The organism is Geodermatophilus sp. SYSU D00965 (assembly GCF_054050075.1).
In genome coordinates this window covers 1-25,038 of sequence record NZ_JBJGYQ010000033.1, presented here as the reverse complement: position 1 = coordinate 25,038, position 25,038 = coordinate 1, and the positions used below count along the sequence as shown (strand labels likewise).

At 74.0% G+C, this 25,038-nt stretch carries 22 protein-coding genes; 7 read left to right on the top strand and 15 right to left on the bottom strand.

The features are described 5' to 3' along the window. Nucleotides 1–5: 5 nt before the first annotated feature. Entirely contained in the window at nt 6–2,021 is a 2,016-nt protein-coding gene (locus tag ACI789_RS22985) for a CheR family methyltransferase (RefSeq protein WP_457011826.1), read from the bottom strand. A gap of 4 nt (nt 2,022–2,025) precedes the next feature. After that, a complete protein-coding gene (locus ACI789_RS22980) occupies nt 2,026–3,030 on the bottom strand; it encodes a chemotaxis protein CheB (protein ID WP_457011824.1) in 1,005 nt (334 codons plus the stop codon). A gap of 258 nt (nt 3,031–3,288) precedes the next feature. Between ACI789_RS22980 and ACI789_RS22975 the strand changes: the two genes are divergently transcribed. Beyond that, a complete protein-coding gene (locus ACI789_RS22975; protein ID WP_457011823.1) occupies nt 3,289–4,116 on the top strand; it encodes an IclR family transcriptional regulator domain-containing protein in 828 nt (275 codons plus the stop codon). A gap of 9 nt (nt 4,117–4,125) precedes the next feature. Here ACI789_RS22975 and ACI789_RS22970 read toward each other — a convergent pair whose 3' ends face one another. From ACI789_RS22970 to ACI789_RS22945, 6 genes are all read right to left on the bottom strand, one after another. Beyond that, nucleotides 4,126–5,370, bottom strand: coding sequence for a bifunctional 3,4-dihydroxy-2-butanone-4-phosphate synthase/GTP cyclohydrolase II (locus ACI789_RS22970; protein WP_457011822.1), 1,245 nt, complete (start codon nt 5,368–5,370; stop codon nt 4,126–4,128). Beyond that, nucleotides 5,367–5,912: a flavin reductase family protein gene (locus ACI789_RS22965; RefSeq protein WP_456918150.1), complete on the bottom strand. Its 546-nt coding sequence runs from the start codon at nt 5,910–5,912 to the stop codon at nt 5,367–5,369. The genes ACI789_RS22970 and ACI789_RS22965 overlap by 4 nt, the downstream gene beginning before the upstream one ends. Then, entirely contained in the window at nt 5,912–6,484 is a 573-nt protein-coding gene (locus tag ACI789_RS22960) for a VOC family protein (protein ID WP_457011821.1), read from the bottom strand. The genes ACI789_RS22965 and ACI789_RS22960 overlap by 1 nt, the downstream gene beginning before the upstream one ends. A 57-nt stretch (nt 6,485–6,541) precedes the next feature. Next, entirely contained in the window at nt 6,542–7,549 is a 1,008-nt protein-coding gene (locus ACI789_RS22955; RefSeq protein WP_457011819.1) for an ABC transporter permease, read from the bottom strand. Continuing rightward, complete coding sequence (locus tag ACI789_RS22950) at nt 7,546–9,171, bottom strand: sugar ABC transporter ATP-binding protein (RefSeq protein ID WP_457011817.1); 1,626 nt, start codon at nt 9,169–9,171, stop codon at nt 7,546–7,548. Before ACI789_RS22950 ends, ACI789_RS22955 begins: the two co-directional genes overlap by 4 nt. Before the next feature lie 82 nt (nt 9,172–9,253). After that, the gene (locus ACI789_RS22945; protein ID WP_457011815.1) at nt 9,254–10,450 is read right to left on the bottom strand and encodes a sugar ABC transporter substrate-binding protein; all 1,197 of its coding nucleotides are present in this window, start codon (nt 10,448–10,450) and stop codon (nt 9,254–9,256) included. A 318-nt stretch (nt 10,451–10,768) separates the two neighbouring features. Between ACI789_RS22945 and ACI789_RS22940 the strand changes: the two genes are divergently transcribed. From ACI789_RS22940 to ACI789_RS22930, 3 genes are read left to right on the top strand one after another with little or no spacing between them, the layout of a single operon-like run. Further along, entirely contained in the window at nt 10,769–11,572 is an 804-nt protein-coding gene (locus ACI789_RS22940) for an alpha/beta fold hydrolase (RefSeq protein ID WP_456918155.1), read from the top strand. After that, nucleotides 11,569–12,627 carry a zinc-binding dehydrogenase gene (locus tag ACI789_RS22935; RefSeq protein WP_457011812.1) on the top strand — a complete coding sequence of 353 codons (1,059 nt, stop codon included), beginning with the start codon at nt 11,569–11,571 and terminating at the stop codon, nt 12,625–12,627. The genes ACI789_RS22940 and ACI789_RS22935 overlap by 4 nt, the downstream gene beginning before the upstream one ends. Continuing rightward, a complete protein-coding gene (locus ACI789_RS22930; protein ID WP_456918157.1) occupies nt 12,624–13,445 on the top strand; it encodes an SDR family NAD(P)-dependent oxidoreductase in 822 nt (273 codons plus the stop codon). Before ACI789_RS22935 ends, ACI789_RS22930 begins: the two co-directional genes overlap by 4 nt. Nucleotides 13,446–13,584: 139 nt before the next feature. Here ACI789_RS22930 and ACI789_RS22925 read toward each other — a convergent pair whose 3' ends face one another. Next, nucleotides 13,585–14,763 carry an acyl-CoA dehydrogenase family protein gene (locus ACI789_RS22925; protein ID WP_457011810.1) on the bottom strand — a complete coding sequence of 393 codons (1,179 nt, stop codon included), beginning with the start codon at nt 14,761–14,763 and terminating at the stop codon, nt 13,585–13,587. A gap of 266 nt (nt 14,764–15,029) precedes the next feature. On the opposite strand from ACI789_RS22925, the gene larA reads away from it, so the two are divergent. Next, nucleotides 15,030–16,319, top strand: a complete 1,290-nt coding sequence (gene larA / locus ACI789_RS22920) for a nickel-dependent lactate racemase (protein ID WP_457011809.1) — start codon at nt 15,030–15,032, stop codon at nt 16,317–16,319. 7 nt (nt 16,320–16,326) lie between these two features. Beyond that, the gene (locus ACI789_RS22915) at nt 16,327–17,466 is read left to right on the top strand and encodes a glycerate kinase (protein ID WP_457011807.1); all 1,140 of its coding nucleotides are present in this window, start codon (nt 16,327–16,329) and stop codon (nt 17,464–17,466) included. A 31-nt stretch (nt 17,467–17,497) separates the two neighbouring features. On the opposite strand, the gene ACI789_RS22910 is transcribed toward ACI789_RS22915, so the two are convergent. The 6 genes from ACI789_RS22910 to ACI789_RS22885 form a co-directional block, all read right to left on the bottom strand. Next, nucleotides 17,498–18,691 carry a cytochrome P450 gene (locus ACI789_RS22910; protein WP_456921195.1) on the bottom strand — a complete coding sequence of 398 codons (1,194 nt, stop codon included), beginning with the start codon at nt 18,689–18,691 and terminating at the stop codon, nt 17,498–17,500. A 131-nt stretch (nt 18,692–18,822) separates the two neighbouring features. Further along, nucleotides 18,823–19,806 (bottom strand): quinone oxidoreductase family protein, encoded by a 984-nt coding sequence (locus tag ACI789_RS22905; protein WP_457011806.1) that lies wholly within the window; start codon nt 19,804–19,806, stop codon nt 18,823–18,825. A 130-nt stretch (nt 19,807–19,936) separates the two neighbouring features. Continuing rightward, on the bottom strand, nt 19,937–20,296 hold the full coding sequence (locus ACI789_RS22900; protein WP_456921193.1) for a hypothetical protein: 360 nt from the start codon (nt 20,294–20,296) through the stop codon (nt 19,937–19,939). A gap of 34 nt (nt 20,297–20,330) precedes the next feature. Next, nucleotides 20,331–21,194 carry a DODA-type extradiol aromatic ring-opening family dioxygenase gene (locus ACI789_RS22895; RefSeq protein ID WP_456921192.1) on the bottom strand — a complete coding sequence of 288 codons (864 nt, stop codon included), beginning with the start codon at nt 21,192–21,194 and terminating at the stop codon, nt 20,331–20,333. Continuing rightward, nucleotides 21,187–22,050 carry a citryl-CoA lyase gene (locus tag ACI789_RS22890; protein ID WP_457011804.1) on the bottom strand — a complete coding sequence of 288 codons (864 nt, stop codon included), beginning with the start codon at nt 22,048–22,050 and terminating at the stop codon, nt 21,187–21,189. The genes ACI789_RS22895 and ACI789_RS22890 overlap by 8 nt, the downstream gene beginning before the upstream one ends. Then, nucleotides 22,047–23,261, bottom strand: coding sequence for a CaiB/BaiF CoA transferase family protein (locus ACI789_RS22885; RefSeq protein ID WP_457011802.1), 1,215 nt, complete (start codon nt 23,259–23,261; stop codon nt 22,047–22,049). The genes ACI789_RS22890 and ACI789_RS22885 overlap by 4 nt, the downstream gene beginning before the upstream one ends. 242 nt (nt 23,262–23,503) lie before the next feature. Between ACI789_RS22885 and ACI789_RS22880 the strand changes: the two genes are divergently transcribed. Next, nucleotides 23,504–24,994: an amidohydrolase family protein gene (locus ACI789_RS22880; RefSeq protein ID WP_457011801.1), complete on the top strand. Its 1,491-nt coding sequence runs from the start codon at nt 23,504–23,506 to the stop codon at nt 24,992–24,994. Nucleotides 24,995–25,038: the final 44 nt, after the last annotated feature.

Here is a 25,038-nt window from a genome sequence, read left to right as displayed (position 1 = left end):
CCTCCTCAGGCGTCGATCGGGTCCATCAGGACGACGGCCCCGCGGCGCTCGTCCGGCGCCTCGGTGAACGCTGTGACGGTCAGCCGGACGCGCACCGGCCGGCCCCGCCGGTTGACCGCGTCCACCTCCACCGTGTCGTGCCCGTCGCCGTGGTCGGAGACCTGCCGGCGCAGCAGCGGGTGCAGCGGGCCCATCGGCAGACCCGTGTCCAGGTTGAGCAGGTGCCGCCCCTGGACCTCGTCCTGCCGCAGACCCCACAGGTCCTCGGCCGCCGCGTTCCACACCAGCACCCGCAGGTCGGTGTCGACGACGGCCACCCCGGCGCGGAAGCTGCTGAGCACGCCGTTCATGAACCGGTTGACCGCACCGACCTCGTCGGTGGTCTCGCGCAGCTCCTCGTTGGTGGAGTGGAGCTCGTCGTTCATCGACTGGAGCTCCTCGTTCATCGTCTCCAGTTCCTCGTTGGTCGACTGGAGCTCCTCGTTGGTGGTCTCCAGCTCCTCGACCGTCGACTGGAGCTCCTCGTTGGTGGTCTCCAGCTCCTCGTTGGCCGACTGGAGCTCCTCGTAGGCGGTCTCCAGCTGCCGGTTGGTGAACTCCAGCTCGCGCTGCAGTCGCTGGAAGCGCGTGACGTCGTCGAAGACGACCGTCGTCCCCAGCAGCTCGCCGTCCTCGCGGTACATCGGGACGATCTGGACGTCGAACAGCGTCGGCTCCTGCCCGGGCCGCCTCCGCTCCACCCCCCGCAGCCACAGCGGACGGCGGGTCTTTACCGCCTCGGCGATCGACGAGCGCAGCTCCACCGGCCGGTAGGAGATCTCCAGGTCCTGGAAGGGCCGGCCGATGTCCCGTTGGTCCACGTCGAACACCCGCTCGGCCTGGTGGTTGACCACGGCCAGCCGGCCGTCGGGGTCGATGGCCAGCTGGGCGGCCGGCCCGGAGAGCAGGGCCTCGCGCCGGAGCCGGGAGAGGTGCTCGCTGGCGGGGTCGGCCACGGCGCGCACCGGGACGACCGCCGTCCGCCGCTCCGGCGTGGCGACGCCGTCGCGCTTCCGGAAGAACCGGCGGGTGAGGTCCACCGGCGAGAACAGCTCGTTGTGCGACAGCAGCATCTCCGCCTTGCCGAGGAACAGCACGCCGCTGGGGTTGAGCGCGTAGTGCAGCCGGCCCAGGATCCGCGCCTGCGTCTCGGCCGTGAAGTACATGAGCGTGTTGCGGCACAGCAGCAGGTCGATGTGCGAGATCGGCGCGTCCTGCACCAGGTCGTTGCGGCCGAAGATCACCGAGCGCCGCAGGTCCTTGCGGAACGCGTACCGGCCGCCCTCGACGGTGAAGTACTCCCGGGCCTGCTCGGGGGTCAGGCCGGCCATCTCCCGCTCGGTGAACAGGCCCTGCCGCGCGGAGGTGAGCGCGTCCTCGTCGACGTCGGTCGCGTAGACCTTCACCCGCTTGCGGAACTCGTCGGCTCCGAGGACGTCGGCCAGCAGGATCGCCAGGCTGTAGGCCTCCTGTCCGGAGGCGCACCCCGCGCTCCAGACCCGGATCGCCGGACCGCTCGTGGCCAGCAGGTCCGGCAGCAGGTCCTGGCGCAGGTGGTCCCAGGCCGCACGGTCGCGGAAGAAGCTGGTGACGTTGATCAGGATGGTGTTGAACAGCGGGGTGAACTCGTCGGGGTGGACCTCCAGGTGGTCCAGGTAGTCACCGAACGAGTCGACGCCCACCTCGGCCATGCGCCGCCGGACCCGCCGCATGAGGCTCGGGCGCTTGTACCCGGTGAAGTCGAAGCCCCGGCGCTCGCGCAGGAACACCAGGAGCGCCTCGAAGTCCGGGTCCGGTCCCGCGGCGGCGTCCGCCGCCCCGGCCTCGACGGCCTCGCTCTCCTCAGCCTCGTTCTCGTCGACCGCGTCGTCCTCCGCGTCGTCGACCGCGTCGAGCCCGGGGTCCGGGCCGTCGAGGGAGGGGGCGTCGACCTCCTCGGCCCCCGGGTGGTCCGCCCGGCGGGTGTCACTGCGGTGGTCCATCGTCTCAGGCCTCGTTCATCTCATCGGGCAGGCTGCTCCCGCTCAGCTCTCCGCGGTGCAGGAGCCGGCGCAGCAGGGCGGCCGCGTCCTGTGCCTCGTCGTGCCGCTGCTGGAAGCGCAGCGCGCTGTGCTGGTGGCCCCGCTCCTGGGCGCGCCGGCCCATCTGCAGGCTGAGCGCGGCCCGCTCCTCGAGCCCGCGCAGCGCCATCCACAGGGCACCCTCGAGCGCCTGCGACTGCTCCTCGGCCAGCGCCTCCGGGGACCACGCGTGCCCGACGCGGCAGCGGTAGCGCTCCATCGCCCCCTCGTTGATGGTGAACAGCGCTCCGTGGCAGGTCGGGCAGCCGAACCCGGAGGGCACCCCCGGCCGGTCCTCGTCGTCGAACGTGTCGCCGTCCAGCTCGGCCATGGCGGTCTCCGTCTCCATCAGGTCGGTCGGCGGCGGGACGTCCTCCACCTCGACCTTCTCCGCGAGCAGCCGGACGAGCAGCGCCCCCATCTCGGCGACGGGCACGGCGTGCTCCGCGCCGCCTACCTCCAGCGCGTGCAGCGGCATGCTGGCGTACATCGCGTCCTCGGGGTCCTGCACCACCCCCACCCCACCCCGGCTCCGGACGGCGACCATGCCCGCGGTGCCGTCGTCGAGGGCGCCGGAGAGCACGACCGCCACGACCCGGGGACCGGCCGCCCGCGCCGCCGAGCGGAACAGGACGTCGATGGCCGGCCGGTGGCCGTTCTCGCGGGGGCCCCGGGTCAGCGAGACCGCGGAGTCCATGACCATCAGGTGCTGGTCGGGCAGGCAGACGGTGACCGTCCCGGCCTCCAGCGGGGCACCGTCCGCGGCCACGCGGACGGGGAGTGCCGAGATCCGCGCGAGGATGCGCGGCAGCGAGCTGCGCCCGCTCGACGGCATGTGGAGGACCACGAGGACCGCCGCCGGCAGGTCGGCCGGCAGGCTGGCCAGCAGCTCACGCAGCGCCTCGACCCCGCCCGCGGAAGCGCCGATCACCACGAGATCGCGTTGTGCCGTCACCACCTGGCCCACCATCCCGTCGTCCCCGTCGACCCCCACTGGTCCGTCTGCAGTCGACGGTGTGTGCTGAGAACGGTAGTGCCCCGGCCGCCGCAGGGGCGGGTGACGTTCACGGCCCGCCGGGCCCGGGAGGGTCTCCCCCGTCGGGGTGCTCCCGGCGCCGCGGACGAGGGCGCGCCGCCCCGGCCGCCGATATCGTCGCCTGCGTCCAGCGACGACGCGGAGGGGGAGCCGATGGCCGGGCGCGGTACCGGGCCGGACTTCGTGGAGGCCCTCGCACGCGGGCTCGACGTCATCGCCGCGTTCAGCGCCGACCGCCCCACCATGACGTTGACCGAGGTGGCCACCGCCACGGGGCTGGCCCGCCCGACCGCGCGCCGGTTGCTGCTGACCCTCGAGGAGATGGGCTTCGTCCGCACGTCCGGCGGCGCGTTCCAGCTGACGACCCGCGTGCTGAGCCTGGGCATGGCCTACGTCAGCTCGCTGGGTCTGTGGGACATCGCCCGTCCGCACCTCCAGGCGCTGGTCAGCAGGACCGGGGAGTCGTCGTCCATGGCGCAGCTCGACGGGTCCGACATCGTCTACGTGGCCCGCGTGTCAGTGCCCAAGATCATCACGCTGCGGGTCGAGATCGGCACCCGCTTCCCCGCCGTCCGCACCTCGCAGGGCAAGGTGCTGCTCGCCGCCCTCTCCCCCGACGAGCTCGACGCCGTGCTCGCCGAGCCCAGCCGCGCCGGGCTCCCCGCGGCGGCCGGCCCCTCCCCCGAGCAGCTCCGCGACGAGCTGGTGCGGGTCCGGGCCCGCGGCTGGGCGCTGGCCGACGAGGAGCTCGCCCCCGGCATCCGCTCGGTCGCCGTCCCGGTCCGGGACCGCACCGGCGCCGTGCGGGCGGCCATGAACGTCACCGTCCACGCCGCCGAGACCTCCACCGAGCGACTCGTGCAGGAGCACCTGCCCCTGCTGCTGCGCACCGCCGGCGACGTGAGCGCCGAGTGGGCGCTGTGGCAGAGCCGCCCCCACGTGGAGGTCGCCCGCTCCGAGGAGGGCCCGGCGACCGCCTGAGGGCACCGGTCAGCCCAGGCCGGTGGCCGCCGGGCCGAGGGTGTGCCCCATCCGGTCGCGCTTGGTGCGCAGGTACCGGACGTTGTGCGGGGTGACCACCGTCGGCAGCGCGACCCGGCCGACGACCGTCAGCCCGTACCCGTCGAGGCCGCCGTACTTGGCCGGGTTGTTGGTGATCAGCCGCAGCCGGTTGACCCCCAGGTCGCCGAGCACCTGCGCGCCGACGCCGTAGCTGCGCGAGTCCGCCGGCAGGCCCTGGGCGGTGTTGGCGTCGACGGTGTCCAGGCCCTGCTCCTGGAGGGCGTAGGCGCGGATCTTGTGCCCCAGCCCGATGCCCCGCCCCTCGTGCCCGCGCAGGTAGACGACCGCGCCGCAGCCCTCCTCGGCGATCGCCCGCAGCGCCTGCTCCAGCTGCGCACCGCAGTCGCAGCGCAGGGATCCGAGGATGTCGCCGGTCAGGCACTCCGAGTGGACCCGCACCAGCGCGCCGGCCTCGCTGCGCCCGGCGGCGGCGACGTCGCCCATGACCAGGGCCAGGTGCTCGGTGCCGTCCAGGGTGCTGCGGTAGGCCAGCGCCCGGAAGTCGCCGAACTCGGTGGGCATCTGCGCGCTCGCGACCAGCTCCACCAGCTGCTCGGTCGCCCGCCGGTAGCGGACCAGGTCCGCGATCGCCAGCACCGGCAGCCCGTGCTCGGCGGCGAACCGGGCCAGCGAGGCGCCCCGGCGCATCGAGCCGTCCTCGTCGACGATCTCGCCGATGACCCCGACGCCGGAGAGGCCGGCCATCGTGGTCAGGTCGACGGCGGCCTCGGTGTGCCCGGCCCGGACCAGGACGCCGCCGTCCCGCGCCCGCAGCGGGAAGACGTGCCCCGGCCGGCGCAGCCCGCCGGGGGTGGTGGCGGGGTCGGCCAGCGCCCGCAGCGTGGCGGCGCGGTCGGCCGCGGACACCCCGGTGCCGGTGCCGACGGCGTCCACGGTGACGGTGAAGGCGGTGCCGTGCGCGTCGGTGTTGTCCACGACCATCTGCGGGAGCTGCAGCGCGTCGGCCCGCTCCGCCGTCATGGGCGCGCAGACGATGCCGGTGGTGTGCCGGACCAGGAACGCCACCTGCTCCGCCGTCACCAGCTCCGCGGCGACGACGAGGTCGCCCTCGTCCTCCCGGTCGGCGTCGTCGGTGACCACGACCATGCCGCCGGCGGCCAGTGCGGCGACCGCGCGCTGCACCGCCTCCGCGGCCGGCCGCCGGGCGCTCACTCGGTCTCCAGCGCCGCGTGGGTGCCGAACACCCGGCCGTGGTAGGTCAGCGGCCGGCCCTCGGTGGTCTCGGCGGCCACGACCGTGCCCAGGGCCACGACGTGGTCCCCGCCGTCCACCAGGGTGGCGACGTCGCAGGCCAGCCACCCGGGCGCCCCGGGCAGCCGCGGCAGGTCGTCGGCGAACTCCCACCGGACGCCGTTGAACTTCCCGGTGCCGCCCTTCTTCGCGAACGCCAGCGCGAGGTGCGACTGGTGCGCGCCGAGGACGTTCACCCCGAAGCGGCCGGACTCCCGGACGACGGCCAGCAGGTCCGACCCGCGGTCGAGGGAGACCAGGACCATCGGCGGGTCCATCGACAGGGACGCGAACGCGCTCACGGTCGTGCCGTGCGGCAGCCCTCCGGCGGTGCTGGTGATGACCGACACCGGGGTGGGGACGCCGGCCATCACCTCCCGGAAGCGGGCCTGCAGCTCGGGGTCGACCGGCGGCTCGGCCGGCGCGTGCACCGTCTCGACCTGCGGGGTGGTGGGGTGGGTCATCAGGGGGTCCTCCCGGTGTCGTCGTCGGCGGGGGCGGCGAAGGGGCGGACCGGCTCGCTGCCGTCCCAGTCCCGCGACGCCTGCCAGAAGGCGGTGAAGGCGGCGTCCATCCCGGGGCCGTACTCGATCAGCTCGACCATGCCCGGCCGGGTCGGCCCGCCGTCGAGGTAGGCCACCTCCCCGCCGGTGGGGACCCCGGCGCGGAAGGCCAGGGTGTAGCCCTTGGCCTCCAGGTCGGCGATGCCGGCGGCGACGTCGTCGGTGACCACGCCGAAGTGGTGGAAGCCGTGGCCGCGCTGCTCGATCGTCTCCCGGTACACCGAGGGGTGGTCGTCCTTGGGCGCGATCAGCTCGATCTGCACGTGGCCGGCGAAGGCCATCGCGATCGCGACGTCGGCGCGGCTGGGCTCGCCGCGGTAGACGGCGTCCACGCCGGTGAACGAGTCGAGCAGGAACCACGGCCCCACGCCGAGCTCCGTCGTCCACTGCGCGATGGCCTCGTGGATGTCGGGCACGACGTAGGCCATCTGGATGATGCCGTCGCGCGGCTGGCCGAAGCCCAGTTCGAGCACGTCCCCCTCCGGTGTCAGCTCGGAGCGGGGCCGCCGGCCGGCGGCCCCGCTCGGTGGTCAGTTGCGGCGCAGGTAGCGGGAGATGGCGACCGCCGCGACCAGCGCGCCGCCGTAGAACAGCTGCTGGGCGAAGTCCTGGGCGCCGAGCAGCTGCAGGCCCGCGGTGCCGGTCGCCAGGAACAGCACGGCGACGCCGGTGCCCAGGGCGTTGAACCGGCCCGGCTGGATCGTGGTGGCGCCGAGGAAGACCGCGGCGTAGGCGGGCAGCAGGAAGGTCTCCACGGAGGTGGGGCCGGCCGAGCCGGTGGTGCCGACGTAGAGGATCCCGGCCAGCGCGGCGATGACCCCGGCGAGGGTGAAGGCGCCGAAGCGGATGCGGTCGGCGTTGATGCCGCTGAGGACGGCGACCTCGCGGGACTGGCCCACGAACAGGTTCCGCACGCCCAGCGGGGTGTGGTTCATGACGTACCAGGTGACCAGCATGACCAGCAGGCAGTAGTAGAACTGCACCGGCACCTGGCCGATCTGGCGCAGGTAGGTCCACATCGACAGGTCGCGGTCGACGCCGACGATGGTCGTGGAGTTCGCGATCCAGAACACCAGTCCGCCGAAGAGCGTTCCGGTGCCGAGCGTCATGATGAACGGCTCGGTCTTGAACTTGACGACGAACAGGCCGTTGAACGCCCCGCAGAGCGCGCCGCTGGCGACGGCGATCAGGCAGGCCAGCGGCAGGGACACGCCGTGCTGGACGTTGAGGACCGCGACGAGGATCGCCGACAGGCCGCCGATGCTGCCCAGCGAGAGGTCGAGGTCGCCGGAGCGGGTCGGCAGCAGCGCGGCCAACGCCAGCATGAACAGGATCGACGTCGACCCGAGGATGTTGGCGATGTTCCCCATCGAGAGGAACGTGTCCGGCGCCAGGATCGCGAAGACGGCGAAGAGCACCACCCACGCGACCGGCAGCGCCGCCTTCTCGCCCCAGCGGCCGCGGACCGACCCGCTGCCCTGGGCGACGCTCGGCGCCGGCTGGCTGTCCTTGGTCTCGACGGCGTCGGTCGTGCTCATCGTGTCACCTGTTCAACGGTCGGGAGGATGGAGGACTCGCTGGTGCTGGCCCCGTAGACGGCCGAGGTGATCGCCTCCGGGGAGATGTCCGCGAGCGGGATCTCGCGGGCGGCGACCCCGCCGCTGACCACGACCACCCGGTCGCAGACGGCGGCCAGCTCGTCGAAGTCGCTGGAGACCCAGACGACGGCCATGCCGGTCTCGGTGGCGCGCTGGATGACCCGGTAGATCTCCGCGCGGGCGGCGATGTCGACGCCCTGGGTGGGCTCGTGCAACAGCAGCACCTGCGGGCCGATCTCCAGCCACTTGCCGACGACGACCTTCTGGGCGTTGCCGCCGCTGAGCGTGCCCACCGGCAGGTCGGTGCGGCGCGGCCGGACGTCGAGCGCCTCGGCCCGCTGGTCGGCGGTGTCCCGCAGCTGCCCGTTGCGCAGTCGGCCGCCCTTCCGGAAGCGGCGGACCACCAGCAGCATCATGTTCTCCGCGACCGACACCGCCGGGGCGATCGCGTCGCGGCGGCGGTCGGCCGGGATCAGCGCGAGGCCCATGCCGACGGCCTGCCCCGGGTGCTGCTTGGCGACGGGGACCGTCCGGCCGCCGAGGGTGAGCTCGCCGCCGGTCGCCTGCCTGGCGCCGAACAGCAGGTAGGGCACGTCCTCGGCGCCCGAGCCGAGCAGGCCGGCCAGGCCGACGACCTCGCCGGGCGCGACGTGCAGGTCCAGCCCGCGGGTCTGGCCGCCGCGCAGCCCCTCGACGTGCAGCCCCACGCCGGGCGAGCGGTCGAAGGTCCGCGGCGGCTCGGCCGGCGCCTCGTGGGTGCCGTGGACGTGGCCGTGCCCGAAGGCGTCGAGCTTCGCGATCGCCGGGCCGACGATGAGCTCGACGACCTCGTCGTCGGTCACCTCGCTCATCCGGACGACGGCGGCCAGCTTGCCGTCGCGCAGCACGGTGGCCCGGTCGGAGATCTCCCGGACGGCGGGCAGGTCGTGGGAGATGAACACGACGCTGGCGCCGGAGGCGACGATGGTCCGGACCAGGTCGAAGAGGAACTGCACCTCCTCCTCCGGCAGGAAGACCGTCGGCTCGTCCAGCACCAGCACCGAGGACGTGGCGCCGGTGCGCTCGCGGTACTGCTTGAGCTCCTCGGCCGCGCGGGCGATGGCGACCAGGGCCTGCTGGACCGGCGGGAGGTCGTTGACGACGGCGAGCGGGTCGACGTCCACGCCGTAGCTGCGCAGCATGGCCCGGGCCTTGCGCGCCTCGGCCCGCCACCTGATGCGGAGCCGGGAGCCGCTGCGCTCGGCCACCCCGCCGAGCAGGTTCTCCAGCACGGTCAGCGGCCGGGCGAGGCCCAGGTCCTGGTGCACGAAGCTCAGCCCCAGGTCGCGGGAGGCGCCGGCCACCAGCGGCAGCGGGACCTCCCGGCCGTCGACCAGCATCCGGGCGCCGGGCTCGGGGTCGTACACGCCGGCCATGACCTTGACCAGCGTCGACTTGCCGCAGCCGTTCTCGCCGAGCAGCGCGAGCACCTCGCCCCGCTCGATGGTGATGCTGACGTCCTGCAGCGCCCGGGTGGCGCCGAAGGTCTTGGAGACGTGGTGCAGCTCGAGGGCGGTGGTCATCCGGGGCTCCCCTGGGTGGCGGACGGCGGCGGGGCGGGGAGGTCCCGGGCCACGGCGGGCCCGGGACCTCCCGGCACGGGGCTCAGGCGGCGGGCGCGTCCTGCCACAGGCCGCGGTAGCCCGCGACGAACGAGTCGCCGAAGCCCTCACCCGGGTCGTTGATCTCCTGGGCGTTCTCCGGCGTCCACAGCCGGTACGGCGAGAAGGCCTCGTCCGCCGGGATCGGCTGCTGGCCGGCGAGGACTCGGAAGAGCTGGTCGGCACCGGTGTAGGACATCCAGTCGAAGCTCGGCCCCATGTCGGTGCCCATCGGGTTGGCCTCGTCGGTCATCAGCTGGATGAAGGTGCGGTCCGCGCCGAAGGCGTAGGTCTTGGCCGGCACGTTGGACGACTGGATGGCCGGCAGCACGAACGGCGTCTGGGCGTCGAAGACGGTGAAGACCGCCCGGATGTCGGGGTTGGCCACCAGCGCCGAGGAGACCGCGCCGGTCAGCTCGGTGGCGTAGTCGGGGATCGGGATGTTGATCGACTCGACGCCGCAGTCGTCGCCGCACAGCTCGGCGAAGGAGTCCTTGACCGTCTGCTCCATGCCGATCGACGGCGGGTTCTCGTTCGACGTGATGACCAGCGCGTCGATCGGGCGGCCCTCGGCCTCGACCAGCGCCTGCGCCACGCCGAGCTCCATGGCCCGGTTGAACTGGCCGTTGGTCTGCGCGGCGATCAGGTCCGACGGCTCCTCCGAGACGTCGGCCAGGTGCATGTCGACCACCGCGATCCCGGCGGCCTTGGCCGCCTCCATCTGCGGGGCGAGCGCGGCGGGGTCGATGCCGCACACCAGTGCGACGCCGTCGTAGCCCTGGTTGATGGCCAGGTTCATGCCCTGGACCCACGCCTGCGGGCCGCCGTCGTTCTGGAAGTAGGTGCTGTCGGTCATGCCGACGCTCTTGGCGATGTCGACGACCGTGCGGGCCATGCGGTCGCAGCCCTCGAGCTGGCTGCTCACCGGCATCGAGAGGATCTTCTTGCCCGCCAGGGGCGCGACGGAGAAGGGCTCGCCCTGCGCCTCGAACTGCGGCTGCGCCATGGCCTCCTCGACCTGCGCCTGCAGGTCGGCGAGGACGTCCTCCGAGACGACGGCCTCTGCGCCGCTGTCGGAGCCGCCGCCGCTGTCCGTGGCCGTGGGCGCGCAGCCCACGGTGGCCAGGGCCAGGGCCGCCGCAGCGGCCGGCAGGGCGAGCCGCCGCCGGGCGCGCGGCGAACGGATCACGCGATGAGCCATGGTGTCGTCCTCTTCGTCGGGGGGTCGCACAGCTTCGAGGGGGATCGGCCGCGCACGGGGCGCCGGAGGGCCGTCGGAGCGGCCGGGCGTCGTGGTGGTGGCGGAACAGTGACAGCGACCACAGTCGGTGTCAACCGTCAGGCGTACACCTGTCCGTTGTGGCGCGGGAACGGCCGTTGCCGTCCCGCGACACCTGCCACACGCCGGGGAACCGGTCTCCGCGGGACGGACGGGCCGTTGACATCGGGACGTGTCATGCGTCACGGTCGCGGGCGAGACGGACGACTGTCCGTTCCCCTCACACGGCAGGAGTTGAGCGTGACCGTTCCCGCGGCTGGACCCACCCCCACCAGGCTCCGGATGGGGTCCGGCGAGATCAGCCTGTTCCGCCAGGGCTCCGGGCGCCCCGTCCTGTTCCTGCACGCCGCGGGTGGCGCGGGCAACTGGGAGCCCTTCCACGAGCGGATGGCGCAGTCGGTGGACCTCATCGCCCCCGACCACCCCGGGTTCGGCCGCAGCGACGAGCTCCCCGAGGTGGCCACCATGGCCGACCTCGTCCAGCACTACCTCCGGTTCCTCGACGAGCTCGGCATCGACCGCTTCGATCTCGTCGGGGCCTCCTTCGGCGGCTGGACGGCCGCCGAGCTGGCCAGCACCATCCCCGACCGGGTCGAGCACCTGGTGCTCATGGCGCCGGCCGGCCTGGACGTGCCCGAGGCGCCCCCGGCCGACCTGTTCAACATGGCGCCGCCGGACCTCGTGCGCGCCCTCTTCTACGACGACGCGCTGGTCGAGGCCGCCCTCTCCGCGCCGCCCACCCCCGAGCAGATCGCGCAGACCGAGAAGGACATGGCCGCCTTCTCCCGGTTCGCCCGCGATCCGTACCTGCACGACCCCGAGCTGCCGGCCCGGCTGCCGAAGATCACCTGCCCGACGCTGGTGATCGCCGCGGAGATCGACGTCATCATCCCCCGCGAGCACAGCGAGGCCTACGCCCGGCTGATCCCCGGCGCCGAGCTGCGCGACCTGCCGCGCACCCGGCACGGCCTGCACCACGAGCGGCCCGACGAGGTCGCCGCCGAGGTCCTCGGCTTCCTCGGCGAGGACGCCGCCGGCCGATGAGAGCCGCGGTCACGGAGGGCCCGAACTCCATCCGGCTGTCCGACCGGCCGGAACCGGGCCCTCCGGGGCCGGGCCAGACACTGCTGCGGGTCGAGACCGTGGGCATCTGCGGCTCGGACCTGCACCTGTACCGGGCCGACCTCGGCCCCTCCCACGACGGCCTGCTCCCCCGCGTGCAGGGCCACGAGTTCTCCGCCGTCGTCGCCACCGCCGACCCCGCCGGCGGGCCGGCCGTCGGGGAGCGCGTGGCCGTGTGGCCGGTGCTGCCCTGCGGCGAGTGCCGCCCGTGCCGGGACGGCCGGGTCAACGTGTGCAGCCGGCTGCAGCTCATCGGCGTCCACCGGGACGGCGCCCTGCAGGAGCACCTGCTCGCCGACACCGCCTCCCTGGTCGTCACGACCGGCCTGCCGGCCGAGCTGACCGCGCTGGTCGAGCCGGTCTCGATCGCCGTGCACGCCGTCGCCCGCGGCCGGGTCCTCGCCGAGGAGTCCGTCGTCGTCCTCGGGGCGGGGCCGATCGGCGCCGCCTGCGCCCTGGCCGCCCGCGACCGCGGCGCACGGGTGCTCGCCGTCGATCCCGCACCCGCCCGCCGCGAGCTGCTGGCCGGTCTCGGCTTCCCCACCGCCGCCCCCGACTCCACCGACCTCGGCGAGCTGGTGCTGGCCACGGCCGGTCCCGAGGGGCCGCACGTCGTCGTCGACACCACCGGGGTGCCCGCCGTCCTGGCGACGGCGGTCGACCTCGTCGGCCACGGCGGCCGGGTGGTCGTCGTCGGCATGACCGCGGCGACGGCGCCGTTCGGGCCCGGGCCGCTGCCGATCAAGGAGCTGGACGTGCTCGGCGTCAGCTGCTGCACCTACGAGGAGTTCGCCGCCGCGGCCGACCTGGTGCGGCGCTGCGCCGACGACGCCGGGGCGCTGGTCAGCCACGTGCTGCCGCTGGCCGAGACCGCCGACGCGCTGCAGCTGCTCGAGGACGGCACCGGCTCGGCCGTCAAGGTCCTCGTCGACCTGCGCACCCCGACCGACCACCCCCGAGCAGAGGTCCCCGCATGAGCGCCACGACCCCCGACCCGCGCCCGCTGCCCGACCGGCTGCGACTGGACGGCCGGCACGCCCTGGTGACCGGCGCCGCCAGCGGGCTCGGCCTGGCCATCGCCGAGGGGCTGCTGCAGTGCGGCGCCGCGGTCACCCTGCTCGACGTCGACGGCGAGGAGCTCGAGCGCAGCGCGGCCGCCCTCGCCGAGGCCGGGGGCCCGGTGTCCACCCGGCGCTGCGACGTCTCCGAGCCCGCGGCGGTGGAGGCCGCCGTCGCCGAGGCAGCCGCGGAGCGCGGCGGGCTGCACGCGGTCTTCGCCAACGCCGGCATCGCCGGCGGGCCGTCGGTCCAGGCGCCCGAGGGCCGGCTCTACGACATGGACTGGAAGACCTTCGACGGGGCGCTGGCGGTGAACCTGGTCGGCACGCTGGCCACGATCCGCGCGGCGGCGAAGGTCATGCGCCCGGCCGGCGGAGGCTCGATCGTCGTCACCGTCTCGACGGCGGGGCTGCGGGCCGACGCGATGGTCGGCTACGGCTACAGCGCGTCCAAGGGCGCCCTGGCCAACCTGGTGCGCCAGGCCGCGGTCGACCTCGCTCCGGACGGCATCCGGGTCAACGGCATCGCCCCCGGCCCCTTCTACACCAACATCGGCGGCCGCGGCCCCAAGGACCCGGCCATTGACCAGGCGTGGGCCGACACCGTGCTGCTCCGGCGCATGGGGTCGCCGTCGGAGGTCCAGGGCCTCGCCCTGCTGCTGGCCTCCGACGCGGCCTCGTTCATGACCGGCGCTGTGTACCCCGTCGACGGCGGGACGCTGACCGGCGTCTTCTGACCGGCGCTCCCCGCAGACACGAGGGCGGGGCGGGACCCAGGTCCCGCCCCGCCCTCGCCGCGTCCGCGTCCGTGCCCGCGCAGACGACGGCGGCCGGCCCGGGAGGACTCCCGGACCGGCCGCCGTGGATCGGGACCGCTCAGCCCTTGGGCACGAGGTTCATGTAGAGCCAGGTGTGCTCGGGCGCCAGGCCGGCCAGGTACTTGCCGCAGCCCTCGAGGACGTGCGGCGCCGACGTCACGTGCTGCGTGCCGGCGTGCATGTCCCGGAAGTACTGCTGCAGGGCCCCGGTGCGCAGCGCCGCGGTGCCGGCCGCCTTGTAGACCTCGACGCTGATCGCCTCGGCCGTCCAGGTGGCGTTGTAGAGCGCCAGCCGCAGCCGGGTGCGCTGGTCGACGTCGAGCTCCCCGCCGTTCTGCAGCGTCTCGGTGGCCTCCCGCCACACCTCGTACACGAAGGCACGGGCGGCGTGGTAGCGGGCCTCGAGCTCGCCGTAGGTGGAGTGGAACCGCGGGTTCTCGGCCATGGAGCCGGCGCGGCCGGCCTTGGCGCGGACGGACTCGGCGAGCTCGTCGAGCATGCGGCGGGCGACACCCAGCGCCCAGCCGGAGTGGCCGATGAGCGCGAAGTGCATGATGCCGAGCTTGAAGATCCAGCCGCCGCGCCGGCCCTCCTCGACCGGGCCGAGGTGGGTGAAGGAGTCCCGGACGAAGACGTCGCGGGTCTTGTAGTCGATGCTCCCGGTCGCCTTGAGACCCATGACGTCCCAGGTCTCGATGAGCTCGGCCTGCTCCTTGGGGAGGACGAAGATCCGCGGCTCGCCGGTCTCCTCGATGATGCCGAGGGTGTGGATCCACTGGGCGTGCTTGATGCCCGAGGCGAAGCTCCAGTCGCCACTGAGCCGGTAGCCGTCGCCGTCGGTCACGGCCTTGCCGGGCCGGGTGCCCTGGCCGGCCACGACCGGCAGGCGCTCCCCGGAGAACATCTCCTTGACGGCCTCGTCGGAGAGGTACGCGCCGCCGGTGCCGGTGGCCAGGGAGGCGGCCATGTGCACCCACGCGGTCGACGGGTCGGCCGCGGCGAGGGTCTGGACGATCTCCAGCGAGGAGATCGGGTCGCACTCGGCGCCACCGAGCTCGCGCGGCGTCCACATCCCGTAGAGGCCGGCCTCGTGCAGGGCGTCGTCGACGGCGTCGACCAGCTTCCCGGCGGCCTCGTTGGCCGGGGCGTTGTCCCGGACCAGCGACTGCAGCGCGCGGGCCGCCGCCACGAGGTCGGCGGGCTCCCGGCCGGCCGTGTCGGGTGCGGTCGTCGTCATGGGGGCTCCTGTTCTGCCGAGTCGGGCTCGGTCGGGTCGGGAGAGAGCGGTGCCAGGGTGTGGTCGCCCGCCCGAGCGGGCACGTGTCCGTCTACCGGACAACCATCCGGGGGCAAGTGTTGGCTGGAACGCGGGCCTGTGTCAAGGGACACATTGCCGAGGCGGAAGACGGGACCCGCCGGGCACACTGAGGCCGGAACACTCGGGGCCGCGGCCGGGAACGTACAGGCCGACGGCATACGGACCCCAGGACGGACGGTTACGCGATGACCCTCACCTCGCCGGCCGGCACGGTGTCCCTGGCCTACGGGCGCGGCACGGTCGAGGTGCCCCTCGCCGAGGGCGCCCTGGTCATCACGCCGCGGGACGATCCCGCCCTGCCCGACCCCGACGCGGCGCTGCGGGCGGCCCTGCGCGCTCCCCGCGGCGCCCCCCCGCTGGCCGCCCTGGTCCGCGACGGCATGTCCATCGCCGTGTCGGTCTGCGACGGCACCCGCGCCCAGCCGCGCGAGCCCGTGCTGCGCGCCCTGCTGGAGGAGATCGACGGCGCGGCCCGGGGCTGCCAGGTCACCGTCCTCGTCGCCACCGGCACGCACCGGGGCAACACCCCCGAGGAGCTCCGGGACATGCTGGGCGACGAGGTCGTCGCCCGCTGCGAGGTCGTCAACCACGACGCGCGCGACCGCGACTCGCTCACCTTCGTGGGCACCGTCGGGGACGGCGTCCCGCTCTGGCTGAACTCGCGGTGGCTCGAGGCCGACCTGCGGATCACCACCGGGTTCGTCGAGCCGCACTTCTTCGCCGGCTTCAGCGGCGGCCCCAAGATGGTCGCGCCGGGCCTGGCCGGCCTGGACACGGTGATGGTCCTGCACGACGCCGCCCGCATCGGTAGCCCCCTGGCGACCTGGGGCGTGGTCGAGGACAACCCGGTGCACCGCGACATCCGGGCGTGCGCGGCCGCCGCGCCGCCGGACCTGGCCCTCGACGTGCTGCTCGACCGCGCCAAGCGGATCACCCACGTGGTCTGCGGCGAGCTGTCCACCATGCACGCGCACGCCTGCGAGCTGGCCCGCGCCGCCGCGATGCGCGCGGTCCCCGAGCCGATGGACGTCGTCGTGACGACCAACTCCGGCTTCCCGCTCGACCAGAACCTCTACCAGGCGGTGAAGGGGATGGCCGCCGCCGAGCGGGTGGTCCGTCCCGGCGGGACCGTGGTGGTGGCCGCCGAGTGCGCCGACGGGCTGCCCGCGCACGGCTCCTTCGCCGACGTCCTGGGGTCCGCGCCGGACCCCGCCGGGCTGCTGGAGCTGATCGGCTCCCCCGGCTTCAGCGTGCCCGACCAGTGGCAGGTGCAGGTGCTGGCCCGGATCCTCGCCAAGGCCGACGTGCGGCTGTACTGCTCGGGCCTGCCCGCCGACGAGGTCCGGGCCGCGCACCTGGTCCCGGTGGCCGACCTGGCCGCGGGGATCACCGACGCGGTGGAGCGGCACGGGCGGTCCGCGCGGGTCTGCTACCTCCCCGAGGGGCCGCAGACGATCCCCTACCTCGCCGGCTGAGCGCCCCGTGGCCGTCCGGATCGTCCTGGCCCCCGACAAGTTCAAGGGCTCGCTGACCGCTCCCGAGGTCGCCGCGGCGCTCACCCGTGGCCTGCGGCGGACCCTGCCCGACGCCGAGGTCGTCGAGCAGCCGATCGCCGACGGCGGGGAGGGCACCGTCGAGATGGTGCTCTCCGCCGGGTTCGCCGCGCGCACCTGCGTCGTCCCCGGTCCGCTCGGCGACCCGGTGACCGCGCGGTACGCCGTCCGCGGGGAGACCGCCGTGGTGGAGATGTCCGCCGCCGCGGGGCTGGCGCTGCTGCCGCCGCCGGGCCCCACCGAGCAGACGGCGCTGTCGGCCACCACCCTCGGCGCCGGCCGGATGGTCGCCGACGCCCTCGACGCGGGCGTCCGGCGGGTCGTCATCGGCGTCGGCGGCAGCGCCACCACCGACGGCGGCGCCGGCGCGCTGGTCGGCCTCGGGGCCCGGGTGCTCACCGCGGAGGGGGACGACGTCCCGCCCGGGGGCGCCGGGCTCGCGAGAGCGGCGCTCCTCGACCTCTCCGGCCTGGACCCGCGGCTGGCCGACACCGAGGTCGTGGTGGCCTGCGACGTCGACAACCCGCTCACCGGCCCCTCCGGCGCCGCGGCCGTCTACGGCCCGCAGAAGGGCGCGACGCCCGCCGCGGTGGCCCGGCTGGACGCCGCCCTGGGCCGCTGGGCCGACGTGGTCGCCGCCGCCACCGGCGCCGACCTGCGGGACGGTCCGGGCGCGGGCGCCGCGGGCGGCATCGCGTTCGGGCTGTCGAGCATGCTGGGGGCGCGGCTGACCCCCGGCGTCGGGCTGCTCATGGAGCTCACCGGGTTCGCCGAGTGCGTCCGCGGCGCCGCGCTGGTCGTCGTCGGCGAGGGGTCGCTGGACGCGCAGAGCCTGCGCGGCAAGGGCCCGATCGGGCTGGCCGCGCTGGCCCGCGAGGCCGGGACGCCGGTGGTCGCGGTGGTGGGCCGCAGCCTGATCAGCCCCGACGAGGCGCGGGCCGCGGGGCTGGGCGCCGTCCACGCGCTCACCGACCTCGAGCCGGACCCGGCGCGTTCGATGACCGACGCCGCCGTCCTGCTGGAGACGGTGGGTCGGCGCATCGGCGAGGAGCTGCGGGCGTCCTCCTGACGGCGGTGCCCCCGGTCGCCGGGGAGCGCGCTCAGGCGGGGTCGACGGTGACGTCGACCCGGCCGAAGGCGCGGATGAGGTTGTTCAGCGCCCGCTCGGTGCCCTGCAGGTTGAAGCGGGCCACCCGCGGGGCCAGCGCCCGCAGCAGCGACTCGGTCTCCATCCGGGCCAGGCCCGCGCCCGCGCAGCCGTGCTCGCCCATGCCGAAGCCGAGCTGGTGGACGGCGTTGGCGCGGGTGACGTCGAACTCGTCGGGCCGCTCGAACTTGCGCTCGTCGCGGTTGGCCGAGGCGTAGATGACCAGCACCCGGGAGCCCTCGGGGACGTCGACGTCGCCGATCCGGGTGTCCGTGCTGGTGATCCGGCCGAAGGCGCGGATCGGCGACTCGATGCGGACGACCTCGTTCACCGCGTTGGGGATGAGCTTCGGGTCGTTGCGCACGAGGTCCCACTGGTCGGGGTTCTGCGCGAACAGCCAGACGGCGCTGCCGACGGCGCTGATCGTGGTGTCGAGGGAGGGCGCGAGGTAGTCGAGCATGAGCATCATCGCCTGCTCGGTGGAGATGGTCCCCTCGTCGACGGCCTCCAGCACGCCGTGCCCCAGGCTGCCGGGCGAGACGTTGCGGGTGCGCACGATCTCCGCGCCGAAGGCGGCCATCTCCCCGCACTGGGGCAGCGCCCGCTGGGCCCGGTCGTTGAGCGGGCCGAAGGAGTCGAAGTTGGCGCCGGCCCAGCGCAGCAGGTGCTCGCGGCCCTCCTGCGGCCAGCCGATGAAGTCCGGGACGATCGACAGCGGCAGCGCCCGGGCCAGGTCGGCGACCGCGTCGAAGGAGCCCTTCTCGACCAGGCCCGCGACCAGCTCCTCGGCCTTGTCGGTGACGAGGTCCTTCATGGGGCGCAGCGCGCGCGGGGTGAGCCGGTGGGCCACGACCTGGCGCAGGTGGGCGTGCAGCTCGCCGTCGCTGGCCAGCGTGCAGCCGAGGATCGCCTGGTTGGCCGGCTCGTTGAGCGCGATGCCGTTGGCCGAGCGGAACGTCTCGCCGTCCATGAGGACCGCCTTGGCCTCGTCGTACCGGGCGACGGCGTAGGCCCCGTGCTGCGACAGCCAGACCGCCGGGCCGAGCTCGCGCAGGGCGCGGTAGTCCTCGTACGGCTCGAGCAGCGCCTCGTCGGTGTAGATGTCCCCGTCGTACGTGGGTGCCGAGGTCGGGGCGGTCGTGGTCATGTGCGAGGGGTCCTTCCAACGCGCGGGACCGCAGAGCTGCGGGTGTGGACACTTGTCCGCGTCGCGGACACGGCGACGATGCCCGAGCCCCTGCGGTGTGTCAAGGCGCACATCCGCCCGCCGGAGACCCGTCAGGCAGCCGGTTTCCCGGGTACCAGGACGACCCGTCGGCCGAGGCCCTCGGCGGACAGCGCCCAGCCGCGCTCGACCTGTTCGAGCGGCAGCACCTCGTGGTCGAGCCGCAGCGCGCCGCGCTCGGCGTGGCCGAGGACGGCGGTCAGCGCCTGCGCCCGCTGCTGCACGGTGAGCGCGTTGTTCGTGTAGCCGAGCACCTCCGCGCTGCGGCTGCGCAGCACCGAGGAGGAGAAGCTCGCGGTGTCCCCGGAGGCGCCGCCGAGGTTGACCAGCCGCCCGGACGGCGCGAGCACCCGCGAGGCCGCGGTCGCGGCGACGCCGAACACCGGGTCGACGACGACGTCGACGTGCCCGCCGCAGGCCTCGGCCAGCCGCGCGGTGAGCTCGTCGACGTCCCCGGACAGCGGGACCACCGCGTCGGCGCCGGCCCGGCGCGCCCGCTCCTGGGCCGCGGCCGACCGACAGACCGCGACCACCCGCTCGGCGCCCAGCAGCCGCGCGGCACCGACGGCCACCTGGCCGACCGCGCCGCCGGCGCCGAGCACCAGCACCCGCTCCCCCGGCTGCATGCGGCCGCGCCAGGTCAGCGCCATCCACGCGGCGACCGCGGACAGCCCCAGCGCGGCCACCACCGTGTCGGGGACCGCCGCGGTGACCGGGACGACGTCGGCGTCGGGCACCGCGCACCGCTCGGCGAGGCTGCCGTCGCCGGGGGCCATGCCGGCCGAGGTCGCGAACCACACCCGCGTCCCGGGCGCGTGTGCGCCGGACTCCTCGACGACGCCCACGCCCTGGACGCCGGGGACGTACGGCGTCGCGGGGACGCCGAAGTAGGAGGTGCCCGAGGCGCACAGCTGGTCGAGCGGGACCACCGGCGCGGCGGTCACCCGCACCAGCGTCCGCCCCTCCCCCGCCTCCGGGTCGGGGTGCGGGCCGAACGCCGGCGGCGCACCGGGGGTGTGCAGGACGGCGGCGCGCATCGGGCTCCTCCTCGACAGGCGGGACCGCCCCCGCCCCGGTGACCGGGGCGGGGGCGGATGAGGGCCAGGCGGCCCCCTCCAGGGCACCGTCCCGAGCCTGCGAGGGACGGGGAGGAGGGGGTCCTCCTCGCTAGGTGGCGATGTCTGGGTACGGCCTGGTGATGTGCGCCATCGCCTTGCCGTAGGCCTTCTGGTACTCCAGCGGGCCGTGGTCGCGCTCGAACATCGCGATGAACAGCGTGAGGGTCAGGAACGGGTGGGCGCCCATCTCGAACAGCCGCACGTGGTCGTGCTCGCGCAGCGCCGTGCGCTCCTCGTCGGTGAACGCCAGCCAGGTCGACTTCTCGGCGTCGATGGAGTTGAGCAGCTTGTTGGCCATCTCGGCCTCCCACCACTCGACCGTGCCGGCCGGGTCCTCGCGGTAGCGCTCGACCAGGTCGGGGTCGCGGTCGACGGTGTAGAGGAACTTGTCGAGCAGGTACTTGCTCATGCAGGGATCTCCGTTCCGGTCGTCGTCCGCGGGCTCAGGCCGGGGCCCCGTTGGGGTACCAGGTGAAGTAGGCCTCCATCGTGTGGAACAGGTCGAGGCTGTCCACGTGGGCGGCCTTCTGGCCCTCGCCGGCGACGCCCATCATCAGCATGAAGTCCATGAACCCGTGGGTGGCGTTGCCCGGGGCGTGCAGGCTGTCCAGGCTGACCTCGGCCAGGCAGCCCTCGATGTCGCCGCTGGCGATCCACTCGATGGCCTTGCGGTCGAACTCGGGGTCGGGGCCGTGCTCGCCGAACTGGCGCGGGCCGCCGAGCTCCAGCGACAGGTGTCCGGTGCCGATGATCGCGACCCGCTTGTCGCTCTCCCAGGACTCGACCATCTCACGCAGCGCCTTGCCCAGCTGCACGAAGCGCCGCGGCTGCGGCAGGGGCGGGGCGAAGATGTTCGTGTACACCGGCACGATCGGCAGGTCGGCCTCCGGCCGCAGCGCGATGATCGGGCAGGTGATGCTGTGGTCGATCCGCAGCTCGTTGGAGAACGCCAGGTCGAAGTCCCGGTCGAGGCCGTCGCGCAGGATGTGCGCCGCGAGGTCCTCCTCGCCGCGCAGCTTCAGCCGCGGCAGGCCGAACTCGCGCTCCTCGTTGTACCAGTTGGCGTCGAACCAGGGCGCCTTGCCGACGAGGAACTGCGGCATGTTGTCCAGCCACAGCTGGTGGAAGTGGTCGCTGCCGACCATCACCAGCACGTCGGGCTCGGCACGATTGAGCGTCTCGGCGAAGGCCTCCTGCTTGGCGACCCACTCGTCGGCGAACGGCGGCCGGTCCGCGCCGGTCGACGTCTTGGCCCGGTAGTAGAAGGGGTGGTGCGTGGACGCGATGACCGCGGCTACTTCAGCCACGACGACCTCCGTTGGTGTCGGTGTCCGAGGTGTGGCCCGGGAGGGGATCCGGGACGTAGGGGTCGGGCGCGACGGACCGGTTGTTGAGGTCCACCGACAGGAAGACCTCGTTGCCGACCGGGTGTCGCAGCTCCTCGGCCAGCTGGCCGATCAGCCCGGCGGTGCGCGCCAGCAGCGCGAAGCCGCGCAGCAGCTCCAGCGGCAGGCCGAGGTCGGCCAGCGCGGCGCCGCAGACGCCGGCGCCGTTGAGCGGCAGCGTCTTGCCGAGGACCTGGGGGTGCACGCGGCCGATCGCGGCGAACAGCGACAGGTGCGGGCCGTAGAGGCCCTCCTCCGCGGCGATGGCGAACAGCCGCGGCGTGCGCGGGTCGCCCTTCTTGTGCACGTGGTGGCCCAGGCCGGGGACGAAGCGGCGCGCGGCCCGCTGGGCGGTCACCGTCTCCAGCGCCAGGGCGTCCCAGCCGGCGTCGTCGGTCGGCAGGGCGCCGTCCACACCGGTGAGGACGTCGTGCAGGAAGCGGCCGCAGTCCTCGGTCACCCCGAGGAAGCGGGAGCCGCCGCCGAGCAGGCCCGCGGCCAGCGCACCCTGCACCGAGTCCGGCGCCGACAGGTAGGTCAGCCGGGTGACGATCGCGGTCGGGGTGAAGCCGTGGTCGGCCAGCGCCGCCAGCACCGCCTCGAAGACCCGCGCCTCGCCCTTCGACGGGCGCCGCTGCGTGGCCAGCCAGAAGGCCAGCTCGCCGAAGCCGACCTCGCCCATCACGTCGCGAGCCAGGTCCTGCCCGAGCAGCGTGATGCTCTCCAGGCTCGAGGCACCCAGCGCCGTCGGGTAGACCGGTCGGCCGTCCTCGTTCACGCCCTGCCCTCCTCCGCGTCGGTGCCGCGGGCGGCCGGCGCGGCCAGCCACTCGCGGATCTCCGCACCGTGCTGGTCGAGGCGGGGTGGTGGCAAGCGGTAGTCGGCCGGGGTGGAAGAGAACCTGATCGGGTTGCGCACCGACGGCACCGCGTCGTCGCCGTCCCCCACCGTGACGACGGGGTCGAGACCGACCTCCTCGGCGAAGGCGACGCCCTGGTCGACGGTGTTGATCGGACCGCAGGGCACGCCGGCGGCGATGATGTCGCGGAACCACTCCTGCTTGGTCCGGGTGCGCAGCCGCTCCACCAGCAGCGGCCGCAACTCGTCGCGGTTGGCGGTGCGGTCCTCGTTGCGCAGGAACCGCGGGTCGTCGGCCAGCTCGGGCACGCCGAGGACCTCGACCAGCTTGCGGAACTGCCCGCTGTTGCCGGCGGTGACGATCAGGTCGCCGTCCGCGCAGGGCAGGGGCTCGTACGGGAACAGGCTCGGGTGGCTGTTGCCCATCCGGAACGGGACGACGCCGCCGGCGACGTACGCGCTGGAGTGGTTGACCAGCCCGGACAGCGCCGAGGACAGCAGGTTGACCTCGACGTGCTGCCCCGTGCCGGTCTCGTGCCGGGCGTTGAGCGCGCTGAGGACGCCGATGGTGGCGTGCAGCCCGGCCATCACGTCGAACACCGAGATGCCGGCGCGGTACGGCTCGCCGTCCGGGGCGCCGGTGAGGCTCATCAGGCCGGAGATGGCCTGCACGATGAGGTCGTAGCCGGGCAGCGACCGGCCCCCGGGGCCGCTGCCGAACCCGCTGATCGAGGCGTAGACGATCCCCGGGTTGCCCTCGGCCACGGTCTCGTAGTCCAGGCCGAAGCGGGCCAGGCCACCGGGCTTGAAGTTCTCGACGAACACGTCCGCGCGGCGGGCCAGCTCCCGGGCCGCGGCCGCGTCGTCGGGGTCCTTGAGGTCGAGCGCGATCGACCGCTTGTTCCGGTTGACGCCGAGGTAGTAGGTCGAGACGCCGTCGCGGACCGGCGGGGCCCAGCTGCGGGTGTCGTCACCGCCCGGGCTCTCCACCTTGACCACCTCGGCGCCGAGGTCGGCGAGCAGCATGGTCGCGTAGGGCCCGGCGAGGACCCGGGAGAAGTCGGCGACCAGCACGCCGGCGAGGGGCCCCCGACCCGGCGTCGCGCCCGGGACGAGCTGCTGTGCGGTCATGGATCAGTGCACCTCTCCTCGTTGCCGACCGGCATGCGGACGTTGGTCCGCTCGCCGTGCGACGGAGTCTTCGCGCGGTACCCAGAGGTGTCAAGCAACACTCTTTCCACCTCCGTAACAGCGCGCTACGCGCGGGCGCGTCTTGACACCCTCCTCGCGCCGCGACCAAGGTGACCGGGTCCGATGCACTGACCGTTCTACGGACGTAGGTCCGCTGAGTCGCGAGTCTCGAGGAGGAGACCATGACCAGTTCCGACGGCGGCACCACCCCCCAGCCCGGCCGGCCCGTGCTGCTGCGCGGCGGCACGGTGCTGACCATGGACGACGCCTGCACCGTCCTCCGCGACGCCGACGTCCTCGTCGTCGACGACCGGATCGCCGCCGTGGGCCAGGGGCTGGAGGCCCCCGAGGGCGCCCAGGTGATCGACGCCAGTGACGGCATCGTCATGCCCGGCATGATCGACACGCACCGGCACATGTGGCAGACCGCGATGCGCGGCTACGGCGCCGACTGGACGCTCACCCAGTACTTCGTCTGGTACTACCTCGAGCACGGCAAGAAGTTCCGCCCCGAGGACATCGCCGCCGGCAACCGGCTGGCCGCCATCGAGTCCCTCGACGCCGGCGTCACCACGACCGTCGACTGGTCGCACGGTCTCCAGTCGGTGGAGCACGCCGAGGCCGCCCTCGAGGCGATGCGCTCGGTCCCCGGCCGGTTCGTGCTGGCCTACGGCAACATCCAGCAGGGCCCCTGGGAGTGGACCGCCGACCCCGCCGTCCGGTCGTTCCTCGAGCGGCTGCGCGACGCGCGCGACGACATGATGGGCGTGCAGATCGCCTTCGACGTCACCGGTGACCCGGCGTTCCCCGAGAAGGCCGCCTTCGAGGCCGCCCGCGACCTGGGCATCCCGGTCACCACGCACGCGGGCGTGTGGGGGGCCACCAGCGACACCGGCATCCAGCAGATGTACGACCACGGCTTCATGACGCCGGAGACGACGTACGTGCACGCGTCCACGCTGACCCGGGACAGCTACCAGCGGATCGCCGCCACCGGTGGCTCCATCTCGGTCGCGACGGAGTCCGAGTGCAGCGCCGGCCAGGGCCACGCCCCCACGGCGCAGGTGCTCCAGTACGGCATCCCGGTGTCGCTGTCCATGGACACCAGCGTGTGGTGGAACTGCGACATGTTCTCCGCGATGCGGGCGACGCTCAACGCCGACCGGATGGCCGAGCACATGGACGCCCACCTCAAGGGCGAGACCATCACCCACCTGCGGCTGCGCGCCCAGACCGTGGTCGAGTGGTGCACGAAGGGCGGCGCGCACACCATCGGCCGCGACGCCGACCTGGGCAGCCTCGAGGCGGGCAAGAAGGCCGACCTCGTCCTGCTCAAGAACGACCGGTCCCCCGTGTCGTTCCCCCTGCTCAACCCGCTCGGCCACGTCGCCTTCCAGGCCGGGCGGGCCGACGTGCACACGGTCATCGTCGACGGCCGCGTCGTGAAGTACGCCCACGAGCTGGTCGACGTCGACCTCGCGGCGGTGCGGCGGGAGGTCGAGAACACCATCGACCACCTGCGCCAGGAGTGCGGCGAGGAGGTCTGGCAGGCCGGGATGTTCCCCGAGATGCCCGAGGCCGAGGCCGCGATCCTGGACAACCCGTACCAGTACAGCGACTTCAAGGACGAGTCCAAGCGCTCCGGCTCCGAGGACCGGGTGCTGGGTCGCTGAGGTCCTGGGGCGGGACCGTGCGAGATCGCCGATCTCGCACGGTC